This window comes from Streptomyces rubrogriseus (assembly GCF_027947575.1).
GTDB lineage: Bacteria > Actinomycetota > Actinomycetes > Streptomycetales > Streptomycetaceae > Streptomyces > Streptomyces rubrogriseus.
Map to the genome: position 1 here is coordinate 2,691,343 of NZ_CP116256.1, position 19,776 is coordinate 2,711,118.

Annotated in this window: 12 protein-coding genes and 2 pseudogenes; 10 read left to right on the forward strand and 4 right to left on the reverse strand. The window is 74.5% G+C overall.

Translation table 11 applies throughout. The features are described 5' to 3' along the window. Window positions 1–53 precede the first annotated feature (53 nt). A complete protein-coding gene (locus Sru02f_RS11975; RefSeq protein WP_003977410.1) occupies window positions 54–248 on the reverse strand; it encodes a hypothetical protein in 195 nt (64 codons plus the stop codon). 269 nt (window positions 249–517) lie between these two features. Between Sru02f_RS11975 and Sru02f_RS11980 the strand changes: the two genes are divergently transcribed. The 4 genes and pseudogenes from Sru02f_RS11980 (at window position 518) to Sru02f_RS11995 (ending at window position 5,180) form a co-directional block, all read left to right on the forward strand. Continuing rightward, the gene (locus Sru02f_RS11980) at window positions 518–910 is read left to right on the forward strand and encodes an ankyrin repeat domain-containing protein (protein ID WP_109034142.1); all 393 of its coding nucleotides are present in this window, start codon (window positions 518–520) and stop codon (window positions 908–910) included. Between the two features lie 334 nt (window positions 911–1,244). Then, window positions 1,245–2,663 carry a hypothetical protein gene (locus Sru02f_RS11985; RefSeq protein ID WP_109034070.1) on the forward strand — a complete coding sequence of 473 codons (1,419 nt, stop codon included), beginning with the start codon at window positions 1,245–1,247 and terminating at the stop codon, window positions 2,661–2,663. A 209-nt stretch (window positions 2,664–2,872) separates the two neighbouring features. Then, a pseudogene (locus Sru02f_RS11990) lies at window positions 2,873–3,999 on the forward strand (glycosyltransferase family 4 protein). Beyond that, entirely contained in the window at window positions 3,996–5,180 is a 1,185-nt protein-coding gene (locus Sru02f_RS11995; RefSeq protein ID WP_109034072.1) for a glycosyltransferase, read from the forward strand. The pseudogene Sru02f_RS11990 and the gene Sru02f_RS11995 overlap by 4 nt, the downstream one beginning before the upstream one ends. 164 nt (window positions 5,181–5,344) lie before the next feature. Here Sru02f_RS11995 and Sru02f_RS12000 read toward each other — a convergent pair whose 3' ends face one another. Next, window positions 5,345–6,178 carry a putative hydro-lyase gene (locus tag Sru02f_RS12000; RefSeq protein ID WP_109034073.1) on the reverse strand — a complete coding sequence of 278 codons (834 nt, stop codon included), beginning with the start codon at window positions 6,176–6,178 and terminating at the stop codon, window positions 5,345–5,347. Next, a complete protein-coding gene (locus Sru02f_RS12005; RefSeq protein WP_109034075.1) occupies window positions 6,175–7,497 on the reverse strand; it encodes an MFS transporter in 1,323 nt (440 codons plus the stop codon). The genes Sru02f_RS12000 and Sru02f_RS12005 overlap by 4 nt, the downstream gene beginning before the upstream one ends. A 137-nt stretch (window positions 7,498–7,634) precedes the next feature. Here Sru02f_RS12005 and Sru02f_RS12010 point away from each other — a divergent pair, with 137 nt between their 5' ends. From Sru02f_RS12010 to Sru02f_RS12030, 5 genes and pseudogenes are all read left to right on the forward strand, one after another. After that, the gene (locus tag Sru02f_RS12010) at window positions 7,635–8,330 is read left to right on the forward strand and encodes a GntR family transcriptional regulator (RefSeq protein WP_109034077.1); all 696 of its coding nucleotides are present in this window, start codon (window positions 7,635–7,637) and stop codon (window positions 8,328–8,330) included. Between the two features lie 93 nt (window positions 8,331–8,423). After that, on the forward strand, window positions 8,424–9,950 hold the full coding sequence (locus tag Sru02f_RS12015) for a hypothetical protein (protein WP_109034079.1): 1,527 nt from the start codon (window positions 8,424–8,426) through the stop codon (window positions 9,948–9,950). An 88-nt stretch (window positions 9,951–10,038) separates the two neighbouring features. Beyond that, window positions 10,039–10,920 carry a hypothetical protein gene (locus tag Sru02f_RS12020; RefSeq protein WP_109034080.1) on the forward strand — a complete coding sequence of 294 codons (882 nt, stop codon included), beginning with the start codon at window positions 10,039–10,041 and terminating at the stop codon, window positions 10,918–10,920. A gap of 104 nt (window positions 10,921–11,024) precedes the next feature. After that, the gene (locus Sru02f_RS12025) at window positions 11,025–15,689 is read left to right on the forward strand and encodes a coiled-coil domain-containing protein (RefSeq protein WP_109034082.1); all 4,665 of its coding nucleotides are present in this window, start codon (window positions 11,025–11,027) and stop codon (window positions 15,687–15,689) included. A 94-nt stretch (window positions 15,690–15,783) separates the two neighbouring features. Then, window positions 15,784–15,921 (forward strand): annotated as a pseudogene (locus tag Sru02f_RS12030) (Rieske 2Fe-2S domain-containing protein); the annotation flags it as partial. A 131-nt stretch (window positions 15,922–16,052) separates the two neighbouring features. Here Sru02f_RS12030 and Sru02f_RS12035 read toward each other — a convergent pair. Beyond that, window positions 16,053–16,595, reverse strand: a complete 543-nt coding sequence (locus tag Sru02f_RS12035) for a hypothetical protein (protein ID WP_109034083.1) — start codon at window positions 16,593–16,595, stop codon at window positions 16,053–16,055. A 419-nt stretch (window positions 16,596–17,014) separates the two neighbouring features. On the opposite strand from Sru02f_RS12035, the gene Sru02f_RS12040 reads away from it, so the two are divergent. Beyond that, on the forward strand, window positions 17,015–19,714 hold the full coding sequence (locus Sru02f_RS12040) for a nitrate- and nitrite sensing domain-containing protein (protein ID WP_373103446.1): 2,700 nt from the start codon (window positions 17,015–17,017) through the stop codon (window positions 19,712–19,714). The last annotated feature ends 62 nt before the right edge of the window (window positions 19,715–19,776 follow it).

A 19,776-nucleotide genomic window follows, 5' to 3' on the forward strand; every position in this document is an offset into this window, starting at 1 on the left:
TGCTGCCTCCTGGAGGTGCGTACGTGCGGATGTCGGGCGGGGGAAGGGGGTCGTCAGAACTTGATGCCGCCGAGGAGGCCCGCCAGGCTCTCGCCGCCCGCCTTGATGCTCGGGGCGATGGCCGTACTCGCGAGATAGAACCCGAACAGTACGGCGACCAGCGCGTGCGAGGCCTTGAGGCCGTCCTTGCGGAAGAAGATGAAGACGACGATGCCGAGCAGGACCACGCCTGAGATCGAGAGGATCATGTGAGTTCTCCTGGTTCACGGGGACAGTCACCATGAGTACTTCCAGGCTCACAGCATGTATCCATACGATAAAAGGTGCAAATGGGGGAAATTCGACCGAATTACCTCAGGTGGCGGAGCGGTCCTTGGGCCGCCCGGGTGTGTCGCGAGCCAGTACCCTGGCGGTTCACCCGCACGGCCACACCGCTCGTGGCCGTGCGTACCCGTAGTCCCCGGCGTTCGTCAGACCCGTACGAGCGTCACGCAGGTAGTGAGAGGTGGTCCGGCCGATGAGTGAAGCCCCCGACCCCGAGGTCGTGGAGCTGGCGACCAAGATCTTCGATCTGGCCCGGCAGGGCCGGACCGAGGAGCTGGTGGCGTACGTGGACGCCGGTGTTCCGGCCGACCTCACCAACGACCGCGGCGACTCCCTCGTCATGCTCGCCGCCTACCACGGCCACGCCGACGCGGTCCGCGCGCTGCTGGCCCGTGGCGCCGAGGCCGACCGTGTCAACGACCGGGGGCAGACGCCGCTCGCCGGAGCCGCCTTCAAGGGTGAGACCGACGTGACCAAGGCGCTGCTGGAGGCGGGCGCGGACCCGGCGGCGGGCACCCCGTCGGCCGTCGACACGGCCCGGATGTTCGCCCGGACGGACCTGCTGGAGCTGTTCGGCGCCCGGTGACGGGGCGGTGGAGACGGTCCTGTCCAGGCCTGCTCCACATTTTCTGACCAGGGAAAACACTGGAAACGGGGGAGGCGGTACAGGGCCGCCGAAATTTCGGTCGCGGCAGATGTGACCGCCGGGCCATCATGACGACGTGGTTCACGGACGTGATGGCTGGGCAGGTGTTGCCGCACCGCGCGGGCCGTGACTCGGCCCGCAAGGGCCACCGACGAGAGGCAGAGGAACATGGTCTTCAGCAAGCAAGAGACGGCGGGCGCTCCGACGTGTTGGCGCACGGCCAGGTAACGCGTGCTCCCCGGTTGCGTCGACGCTTGATGTGAGGCTGTTTCCCATGTTCGATCCGGTCATAGCGCCCAGCGGTACGCTGCTCGGCCTGCTTCAGCGGGGTCGCGGCGACGGCACGCTGCACGCGCTCACCGCGCCGCGTGCCGAAGCGCTCGCAGCGCTGAACCACTGCGTGCTCCACGACCCCCGCCACGACTGGCAGGTCGAGAACCGCTCCCTCTACTACGCCCGCCTCTACCTCGACCTGAACGGCGAGCTGGACGCGATCGAGGCCCACCTCTTCGACCCCGAGGACGTCCTGGACGCCGACGAGTCGCGCACCGGGCTGGCCCTCGCCGTCCTCGGCCACCTCGCCTCCTACGGCAGGCTGGACGCGCTCCAGCTGCTGCGCCGGTACGCCGCCCACGGCGTCAACTGGGCGTGGGCCCTGGACGAGCTGGCACTGCGCGACGACGACGCGGGACTGCGTGCCCTCGCCGCGCCCGTCCTGGCCCGCTTCCCGCGCGACGCCGAGGGCGAGGCCGAGCTGGCCGCCGCGGTGCGGGACGCCTTCGAACCCAGGCCCTGGCGCCTGTGGGCCGAGGATCCCCGGGAATCGATCGCCACGCGCGTGCGTGCCGCCCAGGAGACGGGCTGCTTCGACCGCTGGCAGCGCCAGATGGACTCCTCCGGGCCGCGCCCCGGCTGGAGCGTGCGAGCCGTCTTCGAATGGGCCGAGCAGGGGGTCGAGCGCGGCACCCCGCTGCATGTGCCGGCCGCCCGCTGCCTCACGGCCGTCGCCGGGCCCGAGGACCGCCCCGAGATCGTCGAGGCCGCGCGGTCGGGCACCGAGGGCGCCCGCTGCACCGCCCTGCGCTATCTCGCCGACAGCAACGACCCGGACGTCCTCGACCTGATCGACGGAGCCGTGGCGACGGGGTCGACCCCCGTGGTGGAGGCCGCCGTCGCCACCTACGAGCGGATGCGCAGCCTCGCCGCCGTCGACCGGGCCCGTGGCTGGGTGCACCGGCCCGACGCCCTGGGGGCCGCAGCCGGACGGGTCCTCGCCTGCCGGGGCGCCGCCCAGGACCGCGATCTCGTGCTCGCCGCCCTGCGGGAGGCGGTACGCGGCGAAGGCCCCGACGCGCCGACCCTGTGGACCCTCGTCGACGGCACCGGACGGCTCGGCATCGCCTGCGCCGCGCCCGTACTGCGTCACATCTACCGCGAAACCGCCTCCTCCCACCTGCGCGGCCGGGCCGCCCGCGCGCTGGCCGCCACCGATCCGTCCTTCGCGGCGGGCTTCGCCATCGAGTGCCTGTGGGACTGCGAGGAGACCACCCGCGAACTGGCCGCGCGCCACGCCGAGACCGGCGACAACCGCGTCGTCGAGCGGCTGCGCAGGCTCGCCGCCGACCCGGCCGAGGAGGACGAGGTCCAGACGGCGGTACGCAGCCGCTTCGGGCCGGACTCGCCCGCCGTGTGAGAGCGCCGGCACCCGGCGCGGAGCGGAGCCGCGCCGGCCGCGCGGCTCGAGCCCGGTGACGCGCCGGGTGAACGGGGGATGGACCGCGGCTCAGCCGGGCGTGGCCGCCGTCCGGCCCGCCGGGTGGGCGGGGCAACGCTCACAGGACGTTCCTCGGCCGGAAAGATCGACGTTGACGCGAGCACGTCCAGTCCGGCGACAACACCTGTATGCGTGTCGTCATCGTGACCGAATCCTTTCCCTCCGATGTCAACGGCGTCGCCCACTGCGCGCTCCAGACCGCCCGGCACCTCGTGGACCGAGGTCACGACTGCGTCGTCGTCGCGCCGGCCACCTCCGCCGCCGCCGAGGCGGACACGCGGGCTCCGTGCCGCGTCGTCCGGATCCCCTCGTCCCGCTCCCCGGCTACCCGCAGGTCCGCGTCGCCCTGCCCAGCCGGCGGGTCGCCGCCGCGATCGCCGCGCACCGCGCCGACCTCGTGCACCTCGCGGGGCCCTTCGTCCTCGGTGTCCGGGGCATGGCCGCCGCCGCCCGGCTCGGCGTCCCGGCCGTGGCCGTCTACCAGACCGACCTCGCCGGCTACGCCCGTACGTACATGGGGGCGGGCGAAGCGGCCGCCTGGCGGCGCATCCGCTCCGTGCACGCCGCCGCCGACCTCACCCTCGCCCCGTCCAGCGCGGCCCTGCGCGACCTCGAGGCGCATCGCGTGCCCCGGGTCGGCCTGTGGCCGCGCGGAGTGGACACCGACCGCTTCCGGCCCGACCGGCGGGACCCGGCGCTGCGTCGCGCACTCGCCCCGAACGGCGAACCGATCGTCGGCTACGTCGGCCGCCTCGCCCCCGAGAAGCAGGTGGAGCTGCTGTCCGGCGCCTGCGCCCTGGACGGCGTGCGCGTCGTGGTCGTCGGCGACGGACCCAGCCGACCCGGCCTCGAGCAGACGCTGCCCGGCGCCGTCTTCCTCGGCCGCCGCACCGGCGACGAACTCGCCCGGATCTTCGCCTCGCTGGACGTCTTCGTGCACACCGGCCCCTTCGAGACGTTCTGCCAGACCGTGCAGGAGGCCATGGCGAGCGGCGTGCCCGTCGTCGCGCCGGCGGCGGGCGGACCGCTGGACCTCGTGGCGCACGGGCGCACCGGGCTGCTCGTGCCGCCGCGCGACGCCGCCGCCGTGCGGGACGCCGTGCGGTCCCTGTCCGCGGACCCCGGACTGCGGGCCGCCTACGGTGCCGCCGGGAGGACCACCGTGGAGGGACGGACCTGGGCGGCCGTCGGCGACCGGCTGATCGGGCACTACACCGACGTGCTCGCCTCCCGGAAGGCGGTGCCGGCGGCATGAGCGGGCTGCGGATCGTCCGGCTCGCCAACTTCGTCACACCCGCGTCCGGCGGACTGCGCACCGCGCTCCGCGAGCTGGGCAAGGGGTACCGCGCGGCCGGACACGATCCCGTACTCGTCGTCCCCGGCCGGCAGGCCGACGACCGGGAGACCGGACAGGGCCGGGTGATCACGCTCCCGGGGCCGCCGCTGCCGGGCACCGGCGGATACCGCGTCCTGACCGACCGGAGGCGCGTGGCCGTCCTGCTGGAGGAGCTGGCCCCCGACCGCCTGGAGGTGTCCGACCGCACCACCCTGCGCTGGACCGGCAGGTGGGCCAGGCGTGCCCGGGTCCCCGCCGTGATGGTCTCCCACGAGACCACCGACGGCGTGCTGCGCACCTGGGGCCTGCCCGAAGCCGCGGCCCGACGCACCGCCGACGCCCTCAACGTCCGAACGGCGCACGCCTACGCGCGCGTGGTGTGCACCACGGAGTTCGCCGAACGGGAGTTCGTCCGCGTCGGCGCCCGCAACGTGGTACGCGCCCCGCTCGGCGTCGACCTCACCGGTCGCGGCCCCGGACTGCACGACCCGGAGCTGCGGGCACGGCACGCGCGCGGGGACGAGCGGCTGCTGGTGCTGTGCTCCCGGCTGTCCGTGGAGAAGCGTCCCGGTACGGCACTCGACGCGCTGGCGGAGCTGCGGCGGCGTGGCGTGCGGGCGGTACTGGTGGTGGCCGGGGACGGCCCGCTGCGCCCGCGACTCGAACGACGGGCGCGGTCCCTCGGGCTGCCGGTGACCTTCCTCGGCCACGTCGCCGACCCCGGGCTGCTCGGCGTCCTCCAGGCATCCGCCGACGTGTGCCTGGCCCCTGGACCCGCCGAGACCTTCGGGCTCGCCGCCCTGGAGGCGATGGCGTGCGGCACCCCCGTGGTGGCGAGCGCGTCCTCGGCGCTGCCGGAGGTGATCGGCGCCGCCGGTGCCGTCGCCGCCGATCGCGGGGACGCCTTCGCGGACGCCGTGGAGCTGCTCCTGGCGCGCCGGGAGCGGGACCGCCGGGAGGCGGCACGCGCGCGGGCCGAGTGCTTCGGCTGGAACACGTCCGTCGAGGCGTTCCTGACCGCACACGAGGCGACCCTCCCGACGCGTGCTCCCGCGGAGCCGCCGCCGACGGCTCCCGTGCTGCCGGAGACCGCGCCGTGACGCCGTCGGCTGGTGGCCTGCCGGATCGGCGCCCCGGAGGTCTTCGCCCGGCGGCGGGCGCGTGGCCCGCCGAATGGGCGCCCTGGAGGTCTTCGCCCGGCCGCGGGCGCGCAGGGCCGACCGGTGTCGCAGACCGTCCCCGAGCCGTGTCGTGGCATCGGGGATCAGGCCACGCGGTACTGCTCGTCGCGGGCGTCGGTGAGGAACATCTGCCCCGGCGCGTGGGTGAGCGCGAAGGGCGGCCGCGAGGCCATGACCGCCGCCTGCGGAGTCACGCCGCAGGCCCAGAACACCGGGATGTCGTCGGGCTCGCGGTCCACCGCATCGCCGAAGTCGGGCCGGTCCAGGTCGTCGATGCCGAGCGCGGACGGGTCCCCGCAGTGCACGGGGCTGCCGTGCACCGCCGGGAGCAGGCTGCTCTCGTGGATCGCCGCCGACAGGTGCGCGGGCGGTACCGGACGCATCGAGACCACCATCGGCCCGCGCAGTCGCCCCGCCGGACGGCACGCGCGCGAGGTGACGTACATGGGGACGTTGCGGCCCTGCTCGACGTGGCGGATCGGGACACCGGCCGCGGCCAGCGCCCACTCGAAGGTGAAACTGCACCCGATCAGGAACGTCACCAGGTCGTCCCGCCAGTGCCCGCGCACGTCCGACGGCTCGTCCACCAGCTCGCCGTCCCGCCACACCCGGTAGCGCGGCAGATCGGTGCGCAGATCGGCGCCGTGGGCGAGCACCGTGGTCCAGGACCCGGCGTCGGTGACGTCGAGCACCGGACAGGGCTGCGGGTTGCGGGTGCAGAACAGCAGCATGTCGTAGGCCCAGTCGGCCGGCACCGAGATCAGGTTGGCCTGGGTGTGGCCGGCGGCGACCCCGGCCGTGGGGCCGGTCAGCCCCTTCCGGAAGCGGGCGCGGGCCGTCTTCGGGCTCCACGCGTGCGCGTGCTCGTCGACGAGGGCGAGCGGCCGGTCCCCGGTCGGGGAGTGCGGACGGTTCATGCCAGTTCCTTTCCGCGGGTCTCCGGCAGCCCCAGCAGGGCCAGTGCCGCTATGCCGTAGCCGATGGCGCCGAAGACCAGCGCGCCGCCCACGCCCCAGCTGTCGGCGAGGAAGCCGACCGTGGTGGGGAAGACGGCGCCCACGGCGCGTCCGGTGTTGTACGTGAAGCCCTGGCCCGCGCCCCGCACCGCCGTCGGGTACAGCTCGCTCAGATACGAACCGAACCCGCTGAAGATGGCCGACATGCAGAAGCCGAGCGGGAAACCCAGCACCAGGAGCAGGGTGTCGGCGCCGCGGGGGATGTTCGCGTACGCCAGGATGCAGACCGCCGACAGCAGTGCGAAGAGCCAGATGTTGCGCCTGCGGCCCAGCACGTCGGTGAGCACACCGCCGGTGAGGTAGCCCAGGAAGGCGCCCGAGATGAGGAACGTCAGGTAGCCGCCGGTGCCGACGACCGACAGATCGCGCTCGTCCTTCAGGTACGTCGGAACCCAGGTGGCGAGGGTGTAGTACCCGCCCTGGACGCCGGTCGACAGCAGGCTCGCGAAGAGCGTGACGCGCAACAGCCCCGGCGAGTCCGCCGTGCCCGACTTGAAGATCGCCGCGAACGAACCCCTGCCGGCTCCCTTCTCCCGGACCTCGGCGGCCCGCGGCGCGTCCTGGACGCTGCGCCGCACCCACACCACGAGCAGCGCGGGCAGTGCACCCGTCCAGAACATGACACGCCAGGCCAGGTCGTCCCCGGCCAGCGAGAAGACCAGCGTGTACACCAGCACCGCGAGCGCCCAGCCCACGGCCCACGAGCTCTGGATCGCGCCGAGTGTGCGCCCGCGGTGCCTGGGACTCGCGTACTCGGCCACCAGGATGGCGCCGACCGCCCACTCGCCGCCGAAGCCGAGGCCCTGGAGGGCGCGGAAGACGAGCAGCGTCTCGTAGTTGGGCGCGAAGCCGCAGGCCACCGTGAACACGGCGTAGGTGATCACGGTGAGCAGCAGCGCCCTGACCCGGCCGACGCGGTCCGCCAGCACACCCGCGAGCGCGCCGCCGATCGCCGAGACGACCAGCGTGACCGTGGTGAGCAGCCCGGTCTGGCCGCTGTCCAGACCGAAGTACGCGGCCAGCGCCACCATGGTCAGGGGCAGCGTGAAGTAGTCGTAGGAATCGAGGGCGTAGCCGCCGAACGCGCCGCCGAAGGCGCGGCGGCCCCGCGGGCCGAGGGCGCGCAGCCAGCCGAACGGACCCTCTTCCGTGGGGTGTTCGGCCGCGCCCCGGGGACGAGTGCCGGAGGGGAGGATCCGTGGGGGAGGGGGAGTGCTCATGGTGCACCTCGCAGTGGGAGGACGGAGGGTGCTGGTCGAGCGGTAGAGCGACGTACTTGGGGCACCGTAGGGGATCGTTCAACGATCCCTCAATACCCCTGTTGTTTCGTTCTGGTATCTGCGATTGAATTCCGGGCATGGCAGAGCAGTTGACGGGACTGGCCGACGACCGCGCCCTCCTCGGGCGCACCAGCACCGCCGAGCGGGTCTCGGACATCCTCAGGAGCCGGATAGCCGAGGGCTACTTCCCGCCCGGGACCCGCTTGTCCGAGGACAGCATCGGCGGCGCCCTCGGCGTCTCCCGCAACACCCTGCGCGAGTCGTTCCGCCTGCTCACACACGAACGGCTCCTGGTCCACGAGCTGAACCGCGGCGTCTTCGTCCGGGTCCTCACCGTCGAGGACGTCGAGGACATCTACCGCACCCGTTCCCTCGTGGAGTGCGCCGTCGTCCGCGGCCTCGGCGAGCCGCCGTACCCGCTGGACGGGCTCGCCGAGGCCGTCGAGGACGGGCGGCGGTCGGCCCGCGAAGGTGACTGGAAAGGCGTGGGTACGGCCAACATCCACTTCCACCGGGAACTGGTGGCCCTCGCCGGCAGCGAACGCACCGACGAACTGATGCGCAGCGTCTTCGCCGAACTGCGCCTCGCCTTCCACGTCGTGGACGACCCCCGGCGCCTGCACGAGCCGTACATCGCCCGGAACGCGGAGATCCTCGCGACACTGGAGAGCGGCGAGCGGGAGACGGCGGCGCGACTGCTCGCGGTCTACCTGGAGAACTCGCTCGAGCGCGTCGTGGAGGTCTACCTGCGGCGGGTCGGGGACGACGCGTAGGGCAGGGGCGCAGGGCGGGCCCGGGCCCGGCCGGCAAGGGGCCCATCTGCGTCGTTTGGGCCGATGTCAGACCGAGGACCTAGTCTGTGCACCGTGACTTCGCCTGCATCGACGGACAGCGTTCCGCCCCAGCTCAGCGCGGGGCCGCGCCCCGCCCCGGGCCCGGCCGCCGACGAGGGGCTGGCGCGGCGGCTGCGCGCGCTCGCCTGCACGGCGCCGCTGCACGACCTCGACGCACGCAAGGCCAACCTCGCCGGCGAGTACTCGGTGTACGGCATGGCGGAGGTCGCCCTCGCCGCCATCGACCTCGTCACGCTGAACATGGACTTCGACACCGGCGCCGACCACGACCAGATAGTGGCCAGGCTGATCCCGCGCGTCGCCGCCCAGGCCCCGCGCCGCCCCGCCGCCGAGCACGAACGGGTGGCCCGCTGGGTCCTGGAGAACCTGATCAACGTCGGCAGCGTCGACCGCGGCTTCCGCGCGGTGTACGGCACCTTCGGACCCGACGGCACCTACGTCCGCCGCGACTACGACTTCAAGCTGCTGGAGGAGGTCCCCGGCCCCGGCGGCACCGTCTACCTGCGCACCACCGACGAGGCGGTCAACGTCCTCGTCGGCGCCCTGGACACCGACGTCACCAGCGCCCAGATCGCCGCCGAGGTCAAGCTGGAGGTGCTGATCAGCCGCGGCCGCCTCGCCGACGCCCAGCTCGCCGCCGAACAGGCCCGGTACCGGACCGTGCAGTACTCCGAGACCCTGCGCAGGGCCCTGGACGCCACCCGGCGCAACGTCCGCGCGGTGGACTGGCTCAGCGCTGTCCCCGACATGATCGCCGAGGCCCTTGACCACGTCGCCGACCGGTACCGGCACGAGAACGCGATCCTCACCAACATCCGCAAGGCCCGTGACGAGACCGAGGACGCCGAGCACAAGCGCCGCGCCGCCGAGCTGGTCGACATCGTCAAGGACTGCATCCGCCGCCACACCCAGCTCCAGTCCCGCCTCCTGGAGGCCGGCCCGCTCTTCCGCGCCGAACAGGACCGGCAGGCCTTCGCCACCCCGCTGACCACCTCCGGCCTCGACCTGTACGGCCATCTCGTCGCCCCCGTACTGCCGTTGGCCGTGGAGCGGGCGCTGCGCGTCACCGACGCCTTCTTCGCCCGCGGCACCGGCCTGCGCACGCCCGTCTCCGTCCGGGTCGGCGACCTCGTCGACATACTCCTCACCCCACCGGTCGAGCGGGAGCACCTGGGCGCCGAGATGCCGGAGCCCGACCTGATCGCCACCCCGGACGACAGCCGCTTCAGCGAGGAGCAGCTCGCCTCGGCCATGGAACTGCTCGACCTGCCGCACGACGCCCCGCGCCGGCTCTCGGGGCTGCTGGCCGACGCCCGCGCCCGCGACGCCGAACTGCCGTACCTCGTCGCGCTGCTGGCCGTTCACGCGGCCAGCCCGCCGGTCGGCACCGCCTACCGCCAGGGGGAGCCGAAGCTGCTGTTCGCCGTCGACGACGGCACCGAGCTGGACGACCCCGAGTTCGGCGGCGCCGACCTCATCGTCGGCACCGCCCTGCTGGACGCGGCGGGGATGGCGGCGGACCGGACGGAGGCGGCATGACCGGCCCGCACCGCCCCGCCGACCGCCCCGGCCACCACCTCATCCACCACCGCGGCACAGCGCGACACCACAGCGAGGAGCACCGACCGTGACCGAGTACGTCGACCGGAGCGAACCGGAGGCGGGTGCCGCGCCGACCACGGCGGCCGTCACGCCCGCCGACGCCGCCGACGCGGCGCGGCTCGTAGCGTTCGGCCTCCAGCCCAAGCTGCTGCCCGCCCGGGACCAGGAGTACGCCGATCTGCTGCGCCGCTACCGCGAGGACCCGCCCTTCGCGCGGCTCGCCGACGCCGTGGCGGCGGGCCTGGGACTGATCGTCCTGGAGGTGTCCCCGCGCGCGGGGATGGCCGTGACCGCCGCCGAGGACTCGGTGTTCGCCGTCCGCATGGGCGACTACGCGCGCCGGGCCGCCACCGACTCCGGCGACCGCTTCCTGCACGGCCTCGCCCACCTCGCCGTGGCCGCCATGGCCTACCCGCGCCCCGAGGACCTCGCCGACGACGGCTACATCGGCCGCGTCACGGTCAACGGCGTGGACGCCTTCGTCCGCCAGGCCTGCCGCAGACTCGAGGAGCGGGCCGAGCAGCAGGGCGAGAACACCGACCCGGCCACCGACGCCCCGGGCCTGGAGGCCGCCTGGCGGATCTGGGTCAGGCGCAGCGCGACCGGCGCCACCAAGGACGCGCGCAGACTCCCCGGCTCCACCACCGGCATCGTCGGCAAGGCCGCCGCGTTCCTCACCGAGTCCGGCTTCCTCCAGCGCACCGGCGACGACCACGGCGGCACCTACCGGACGACGGCCCGCTACCAGCTCCAGGTACGGGACATGGCGGGCAGCGCCGCCCTGACCGAGCTGCTCGACCTGGGCGTCGTCCCGGTCACCGACGGCACGGCGACGCTGCTGCCCGCCGAGGAGACCGACGACCTGGAGCTGGTCGCCGACGCCGGCCTGCCCTTCCACTCCTCCTGACCCCGCCGGTCCGAACGCCCGCACCCCACCGAACGCCCGCACCCCACCGAACCACCGCGCCCGTCCCACCGTCCCCGACGTCCGAAGACTTACGAGAGTCCGCCATGTACGAGCTGTCCCGGGTCCGCCTCTACTCCATCGGACCCGCCGGTGCGCGCTACGCCGACACCGTGCTTGACCTGCGCGGTGTGGGCCGGCCCGTGCCCGACCCCGCCCCCACGCAGGCGGAGTTCTTCGAGGAGGAGCCAGTCGGCCCGCCGCGCCGGCCCGCGCCGGCCGGCGTGCTCTTCCTGGAGAACGGCGGCGGCAAGTCCGTGCTCCTCAAACTCATCTTCTCGGTGATGCTGCCGGGCCACCGCAACACCCTGGGCGGCGCCAGCTCCGGCGTGCTGCGCAAGTTCCTGCTCGCCGACGACTGCGGCCACGTGGCGCTGGAGTGGCAGCACGTGCAGACCGGCGAGTGCGTCGTCGTCGGCAAGGTCAGCGAGTGGCGCGGGCGGCAGGTCTCGGGCGACCCGCGGAAGTTCGCCGAGGCCTGGTACTCCTTCCGGCCCGGCCCCGGGCTGACCCTGGACAACCTGCCGGTCGCCGAGGCCACCGCCGTCCGCGCGCCCGTCGAGGGCGCCTCCGGGGCGCAGGGCAGGCGGCGCACCATGAAGGGCTTCCGGGACGCGCTCACCGAGGCCGGCAAGGCCTACCCGCACCTGGAGGTGCACTGGGAGGAGATCCACGACCGCTGGATCGAGCACCTCGGCGACCTCGGACTCGACCCCGAACTCTTCCGCTACCAGCGCGAGATGAACGCGGACGAGGGCGAGGCCGCCGGCCTCTTCGCGGTCAAGAAGGACTCCGACTTCACCGACCTGCTGCTGCGGGCCGTCACCGACACCCGCGACACCGACGGCCTCGCCGACCTGGTCGGCGGCTTCGGCAACAAGCTGGGCCGACGCGCCGAGCTGATCGCCGAACGGGACTTCACCGCCGGATCCGTCGACCTCCTGGGCCGGATCGTCGAGGCCGCCGAGGCGCGCACCCGCGCGCGTGACATCCACACCGCCGCCGAACGCCGCACCAGGAACCTGGCCCGGCGCCTCACCGCGCGCGGCGCCCAGGAGCGGGTGCGGGCCTCGGACCTCGCCCAGCGGGTCACGGCCGCCGCGTACGCCGTCACACACGCCGAGTCCGCCCGGGACCGCAGCGCCCTCATCGCCGCCGAACTCGCCTACCGGCACGCCTCGCTGGCCCTGACCGGCGCCGAGAAGGCCGCCGCCGCGCAGAAGCGCGAACTGGCCGAGGCCCGCACCCTGCACTCCGCCTGGCAGGCCGCCGAGGCCGTGTTGCGCCACCGCGCCGCCGCCGACCGGGTCGCCCGCGTGTCCGCGGCCATCCAGGAGGCCGAGCGGGACGCCGCCCCGGCGCTCGCCGCACGCGCCAAGGCCGCCGTCGCACTCGTCCGCACCCTGCACGCGGCGGCCGGAAAGGCCGAGCACCACGCCAACGAGGAGGAGGCGAGGTCCGCCGCCCTCCAGGAGGTCAGCGACGCCGCCCACCGGGACTCCACCACCGCCGCCACCGAGGCGCAGCGCGCCCGCAGCGAGGCCGGTCACCTGCGCCAGCGCCTCACCGAGGTCGAGCAGGAGACCGCCGAGGCCGTCCGCGCGGGCTGGCTGGACGACAGCGCGCCCGACGCCGACCCCGCCCGCGCCGCCCTCGCGGCCAGCGACGCGGAGAAGACGACCGTCGCCGCCTGGGACACCGCCCGCGAGACGGCCGGCCGGGCCACCGAGCACGCGCGCGAGGCCGCCGCCGCGGAGAGCCGCGCCGAACTGACCGCGGCCCGCGCGGCGGACGCCGCCACCGCGGCCGAGCGCGCCCACGAGGCCGAGCGGCGCACCGCCGAGGCGCTGGCGGCCGAGGAGCGGCTCGCCGAGCTGCTCGGCCTGACCTCCGCGGTCGGCCCCGGCATCCCGCGGCCCCGCGGGGACGCGGACCGCGACGACCGGGCCGCCGCCCCCACCGCGGCGGACGGCGCCCTGACCCCCGAGGAACTCGACCGCTTCGCCGACGAGCTTCGCGAACTGCTCGACGACACCGTCTCCTCCGCCGAACGCCAGCTGTTCGACCTGCGCACCGCCGCGGCCGACGACTCCCGCATCCTCGGCGCGCTCGGCGACGGCGGACTGCTGCCCCCGGGACCGGACGTGCTGGCCACCGTCGAGTTCCTCGGCGAGCACGGCATCCCCGCCCTGCCCGGCTGGCGCTACCTCGCCCAGGCCGTCGACCCCGCCGACCACGCGCGCGTGCTGGCCGCCCGTCCCGAGCTGGTCGACGGCGTGATCATCACCGACCCGGACTCGCACACGCGGGCCCGCGAGGTCCTCGGCGACGCGGCCCTGCTGCCGCGCTCCGCCGTCGCCGTGGGCACCGCCGCCGCCCTCCTCGCCCCCACCCCGGCCCCCGAGTCAGGCACCGGCGACGTCTTCCTCGTACCGCCGAACCCGGCCATGCACGACGAGCAGGCCGCCGACGAGGAGCGGCACGCGCTGCGCGCGCGGGCGGGCGAGCGGGACGAGGAGATCCGCGCCCTCGCCGCCCGGCTCGGCAAGGACCGTGAGCTGGCGGCCCGGCTCGCCTCCTGGCGCACCGGCTGTCCCGCCGGACGCCTCACCGAGCTGGCCCGGACCGCCGAGGAGGCCCGCGCCTTCGCCGAGGAGACCGAGGCCGAGCTGACCGAGGCCCGCGCCCTGCGCGCCGAGGCCGACGAGCAGGCCGCCGAGGCCGTCCACCTGCGGGACGAGCGGCAGGAGGCCGCGCAGAAGGCCCGCCGCGCCGCCGACGCCCTCGCCGGACTCGCCTTCCGGCTGCGCGAACGCGCCGGCTGGCAGGTCAGACTCCGTGAACTGGCCGACGAGGGCGCCGAGTCCGAGGCCCGTGCCCAGGCCTGTCTGGAGCGGGCCCGCGCCGCCGACGAGGACCGGCGCGCCGCCCAGCGCGCCGCCGACGACGCCCGCCGCACCGCCCGCGCGCTGCGCGCCGAGCGCTCCGAGATCGCCGGCGCCCCCGACGACGTACCCGAAGAGGCACCCGGGGACGGCACCGAGGCGCCGAAGGCGTCCCTGCCCGACCTCCGCGAGGCCTACCGCGCCGCCTCCCAGGTGTACGAGAAGGTCGGCGTCGGCGCCGACCTGCGCGCCGAACAGGCCCGCGCGGAGAGCGACGAGAGCGCCGCCCGTGCCGATCTCGACCGGCTGAGCAACAAGGTGCGCACCCGCGCCGCACAGCTCCTGGAGTCGCCCGACGGCTCCGACGGACCCTCCCGGCAGGCCGCCGCCGCCCGCGCCGAGGAACTGGTGCAGCTCCTGGAGACCCGCATGTCCAGCGCGAGCGAACAGCTCGGCCGGCTGCGCGGCGAGGCCGAACGGCACGCCCCCGAGGACGGCGACACCCACACCGACCTCCCCGAGGAGCTTCTGCCGCGCGACGCCGAGCACGCCCAGTCCCTGCTGCGCACGGCGACCGCCGAACTCACCACCCGTACCGAGGCCCTGGCCCGGTCCCGCGAGGCCCACGCCGAACTGCTCGACGCGCACCGCGCCGCCGAGGACGCGGCCGGCGGCTTCGACGAGATCGCCGCCATGCTCCGCGACCTGCTGCGCGACCACGCGCCCGAGGAGGAGCAGGACGAGCCCGAGCCCTATCCCGGCGACCTGGAGGACGCCCGCAGGGCCGCCGCCGAGGCCCGCCGTTCGCTGCGCGGCTGCGCCGCCGACCTGTCCGCCGCCGAGGCCGCCGTGCGCGAGGCGAGCGACGTCCTCGTCCGGCACGCCAACTCCACCCGCTACGAGCAGGTCCGCACCCCCGCCCGCCAGCAGATCCGCGAACTGCCCGCCGCCGCGCTGCCCGAGCACGCCGCCAAGTGGGCGGACGCCTTCGCGCCCCGGCTCCGCGTCCTCACCGACGAGCTGGCCCAGCTGGAGCGCAACCGCGACTCGATCGTGGACCGGCTGCGCGGCCTGGTCGAGTCCGCGCTGGCCACCCTCCGCTCCGCCCAGCGGCTGTCCCGGCTGCCGGAGGGCCTCGGCGAGTGGTCCGGGCAGGAGTTCCTGCGCATCCGCTTCGAGGAACCCGACCAGGCCACCCTCACCGAGCGGCTCGGCGAGGTGGTCGACGAGGCCACCCGCGCGGCCGTGAAGAAGAACTCCGACCTGCGCCGCGACGGCATGTCCCTGCTGCTGCGCGGCGTCGCCGCCGCCCTGCAGCCCAAGGGCGTCGCCGTCGAGATCCTCAAGCCCGACGCCGTACTGCGCGCCGAACGCGTCCCCGTCGGTCAGATGGGCGACGTCTTCTCCGGCGGCCAGCTGCTCACCGCGGCCATCGCCCTCTACTGCACGATGGCCGCGCTGCGCAGCAACGACCGGGGCCGCGACCGGCACCGCCACGCCGGCACCCTGTTCCTCGACAACCCCATCGGCCGCGCCAACGCCACCTACCTGCTGGAGCTCCAGCGGGCCGTCTCCGACGCGCTCGGCGTCCAGCTCCTGTACACCACCGGCCTGTTCGACACGACCGCCCTGGCCGAGTTCCCGCTGGTCATTCGGCTGCGCAACGACGCCGACCTCCGGGCGGGCCTGAAGTACATCAGCGTGGAGGAGCACCTCAGGCCCGGCCTGCCCCAGCCGACGCCCGCCGCCGAAGGGGAGGGCGAGGCGGTGCACAGCGAGATCACCGCGACCCGCATGTTCAAGCGTCCGACCCAGTCACCGGCCTAGGCCGGCCGCGAGCCGAGCCGGCCGAGCAGCCAGTCGTGCAAGACCCCGATGTGACATGCGATGCAGAATCACAGGGGTCCGGCACGAGGTTCACGAAGACAGCCGCAGCCACCAGGACGCCTCCCGGCCCGAGAGCAGGCTTGAGGACTGCCTGGTCGAATGCCCGCTGCACGCCGCCTCGTTCGACCTGCGCACAGGCCGGCCCATCAGCCTTCCGGCCCGGAGGCCCGTCGGCCCGACCCGTACGGCGGCCGGCTTCAGCTCGCCGGGCGACGCCGGGCGCGCGACACCGTCCGCGTGGCCGAGGGCCGGGTCAGCGACGCGAGGTCCGGTGGCTCTCGCCGTCCGGACGGCGCCGCCCGCTCAGGGGTGCGACAGCTGCCCCGAGCCGCCCCGCCGGCCTATCCGCCCCCGGCCCCGCTCGGCGGCCCGTGCCTGCCGCCTCGCCCGGCGACGCTCGCGGCGCATGGCCCGCGCGGTGCTGCTCGGCACGGACACGACACCGTGCCGCTGGTTCCACACCTGGCGGGTCACCCACACGTCCAGCACGCCCCAGGTGGCCACCACCGTGCCCGCCACACTGCCGAGCACCATCGGGAATGCCAGCCAGGACTCCGCCAGCGTGGACAGGAAGGCCACCATCGCCAGTATCAGCGTCACGGCGACCACCAGCACCGCGCGCACGGCCGCCGTACGCACCGGGTCCGGCATCCGGCGGCGCCGCGCGGGCTCCTCGCGCCACAACGGCCGGTACCCCGGCTGCTGCTCGCCCGCCCGGGTGTCCGGCCCGGCCGCCGGAATGTCGCGATCCGGCGCCTCCGGGCGCACCGCTGAAGGCTCCTCGGCCACCCCGGTCGCACCGTCGTCCGCGGGCGCCCCGCGCCGCTCCGCCGTGCCCATCAACATGTCACTCCCCACCGCCGGCAGACCGCTCGTCCGTGTCCGAGGACACGTCTCCCCTCTGACTGCCCGGCTTGCACTGCTTTACGCCGCCCAGGGGCGGGATGCGGCTCCTGTGGCCGATTCCGCCTCCGTTTCCCGTAGTGAAGGACGAACGAAGGGTCCCCAAGATTCCCGAAAATCCCGCGCAGTCGAATAATTTCGGCCAATCCGCCCGTCACGCCGTCGTGTCCGCCTCGCGCCCGTCCACCGATCCCGGGAGGCAATCTCCCGCAATGACCGGACAACTGACCATCGCCCGCCCCGGGTGCGGAGGTTCGGGCTCCGGACGGGCCTTCGAGTTACCTGTGCGTCAGTAGTAGGCTCGCGCCGTTTGTTGACGCACATGAGTACCCCCACCGTCGGGGGTCGAGCTGGGGGAGGCCATGCGCTTTCGCGGGAAGTCGATCCGCCGGAAGATCGTGGCGCTGCTCCTCGTGCCGCTGGTGTCCCTGACCGCGATCTGGGCCTTCGCCACGGTCCTGACGGGCAGGGAGGCGGCACGGCTGTTCAGCGTCTCCGCCGTCGTCGAGGAGATCGGCTACCCGGTCGAGGACACCGTCCGGGTCCTCCAGCAGGAACGCCGCCAGACCCTCGTCCACCTCGCCGACCCCCGCGCCTCCGACGGGCAGGCCGCACTGGAGCGCAGCCGCACCGCCACCGACGAGGCCGTCGCGGAGATCCGCCGCAACGCCACCGACGTCGGTATACGGGACGACCTCGGCCGGGCCGGGAACGAACGGCTCACCGCGGTACTGGACGCCTTCGACGGCCTCGGCTCCCTGCGCCGCAGCGTCGAGGACGGCACCGTGAACCGCGCCCAGGCCCTCGTCCTCTACAACCGCCTGGTCGACCCCTGCCACGACCTGCTGGCCAACCTCAACGTCGTCGACGACGTGGGCCTCGACAAGCAGTACCGCGCGCTCGTCAACGTCTCCCGCGCCCGCGAACTGCTCTCCCGCGAGGACGCCCTCCTCGGCTCCGCCCTGGTCACCGGGCGGCTCAGCCGCACGGAGGTGCGGGACGTCTCCGACCTCGTCGCACAGCGCACCGTGATGTACGACATCAACCTGCCGCTGCTGCCCGCCACCGAACGCGGCCGCTACCAGCGCTTCTGGAAGAACGCCGCCTCCGCCCCCCTCCGGGTCGCCGAGCAGGCCGCCGTCTCCTCCGACACCGGCACGCCGAGCGGAGTCACCGCCAAGAGCTGGGACACCGCCGCCGGGAGCGTCCTCAAGGAACTGGGCGAACTCGACGACAACGCCGCCGACCGCTACCAGGACCGTGTCGACCCGGTCGCCACCAGCACCATCGCCAAGGCCGTCGTCGCCGGAGCGCTCGGCCTGATCGCCCTGCTGTACTCCCTCTTCCTGTCCGTCCGCGTCGGCCGCTCCCTAATCCGCGACCTCAAGCAGCTGCGTCTGGAGGCCCACGAGGCCTCCGGCGTCCGCCTGCCCAGCGTGATGCGCCGCCTGTCGGCGGGTGAGGAGGTCGACGTCGAGACCGAGGTACCGCGCCTCGAGTACGACCGGAACGAGATGGGCGAGGTCGGCCAGGCCCTCAACACCCTCCAGCGCGCCGCCGTGGAAGCCGCCGTCAAACAGGCCGAGCTGCGCGCGGGCGTCTCCGAGGTCTTCGTCAACCTCGCGCGCCGCAGCCAGGTGCTGCTGCACAAGCAGCTCACCCTGCTCGACACCATGGAACGCAGGACCGAGGACACCGAGGAACTCGCCGACCTGTTCCGCCTCGACCACCTGACCACCCGCATGCGCCGGCACGCCGAGGGCCTGGTCATCCTCTCCGGCGCCGCGCCCTCCCGGCAGTGGCGCAAGCCCGTCCAGCTGATGGACGTGGTGCGGGCCGCCGTCGCCGAGGTCGAGGACTACGAGCGCATCGAGGTCCGCAGGCTGCCCCGCGTCGCCGTGACCGGACCGGCGGTCGCCGACCTCACCCATCTGGTGGCCGAACTCCTGGAGAACGCCACGGTGTTCTCGCCCCCGCACACCGCGGTGCAGGTACTGGGCGAACGGGTCGCCAACGGCTTCACCCTGGAGATCCACGACCGCGGCCTCGGCATGGCCGCCGACGCCCTCCTCGACGCCAATCTCCGGCTGGCCGAGACACCCGAGTTCGAGCTGTCCGACACCGACCGGCTCGGCCTGTTCGTGGTCAGCCGGCTCGCCCAGCGGCAGAACGTCCGGGTCTCCCTCCAACCGTCGCCCTACGGCGGCACCACCGCGGTCGTCTTCGTCCCCGATGCGCTGCTGACCGACGACGCCCCGGACACCAACGGCGTCGGCTTCCGCCTCGACCGTCCTCAGCACGTCAAGGACAAGGGGCGGGAGGAGGGCCGCCGTTCCGCCCTCGCCCACGTGCCCGCACGGCTCCCCGACCGACCGGCCGCGCTCCTGGACGGCCCCGTCGAACTGGAGGCGCCCGTAGACCTGGACGCCCTCGACGCCCTCCCCGGCGCGCTCGACGACCAGGACAGCGAACGCGGCGGCCTGTTCCGCCCGCGCCGCTCCCTGGCCGCGGCCGACGACGACCAGGCGGCCCGCCGCACCGGACCACGACGCCCCGGGTCCCGGGACGGTGACGAGGCGACGGCCGAGGACGCGACGGAGGCGAACGCGCCGGTGGCGCTGCCCCGTCGCCGCACTCCCAAGCTGGTCAGCTCGCACGGACGCCCCGTCACCGAACGCGGCGCCCGGAACAGCTCCGACGAGCCGCCCGCGGCCGGCCCGGAGCGGACGGAGCCCCGGCCGCGTCCCGCACCCGAGCGGACGAGCTGCCCGCGCTGCCCGCCCGCCGACGCGGAGACCGCCCCACCGACCGCACGACCGACCGAACCGCCGGGCGCACCGAGGGCCGCACCGCCGCGCGCACCGAGAGCCCCACCACCGGGCGCACCGGGGCCCCGCCACCGAGCGAGATGGCGGCGAGCCTGCCGCGCGCGAGGACGGTCCGCCCCCGAACCCCGAGGCGGGGGCGCTGCCCCGACGCGTCCGGCAGGCCAGCCTGGCCCCGCAGCTCAGGCAGAGCCCCGAACCGGCCGCCGCAGACCGCTCCGACCCCACCGACCGTGACGCCGACGAAGTACGCAGCCGCATGGCCTCGCTCCAGCGCGGCTGGCAGCGCGGCCGCAAGG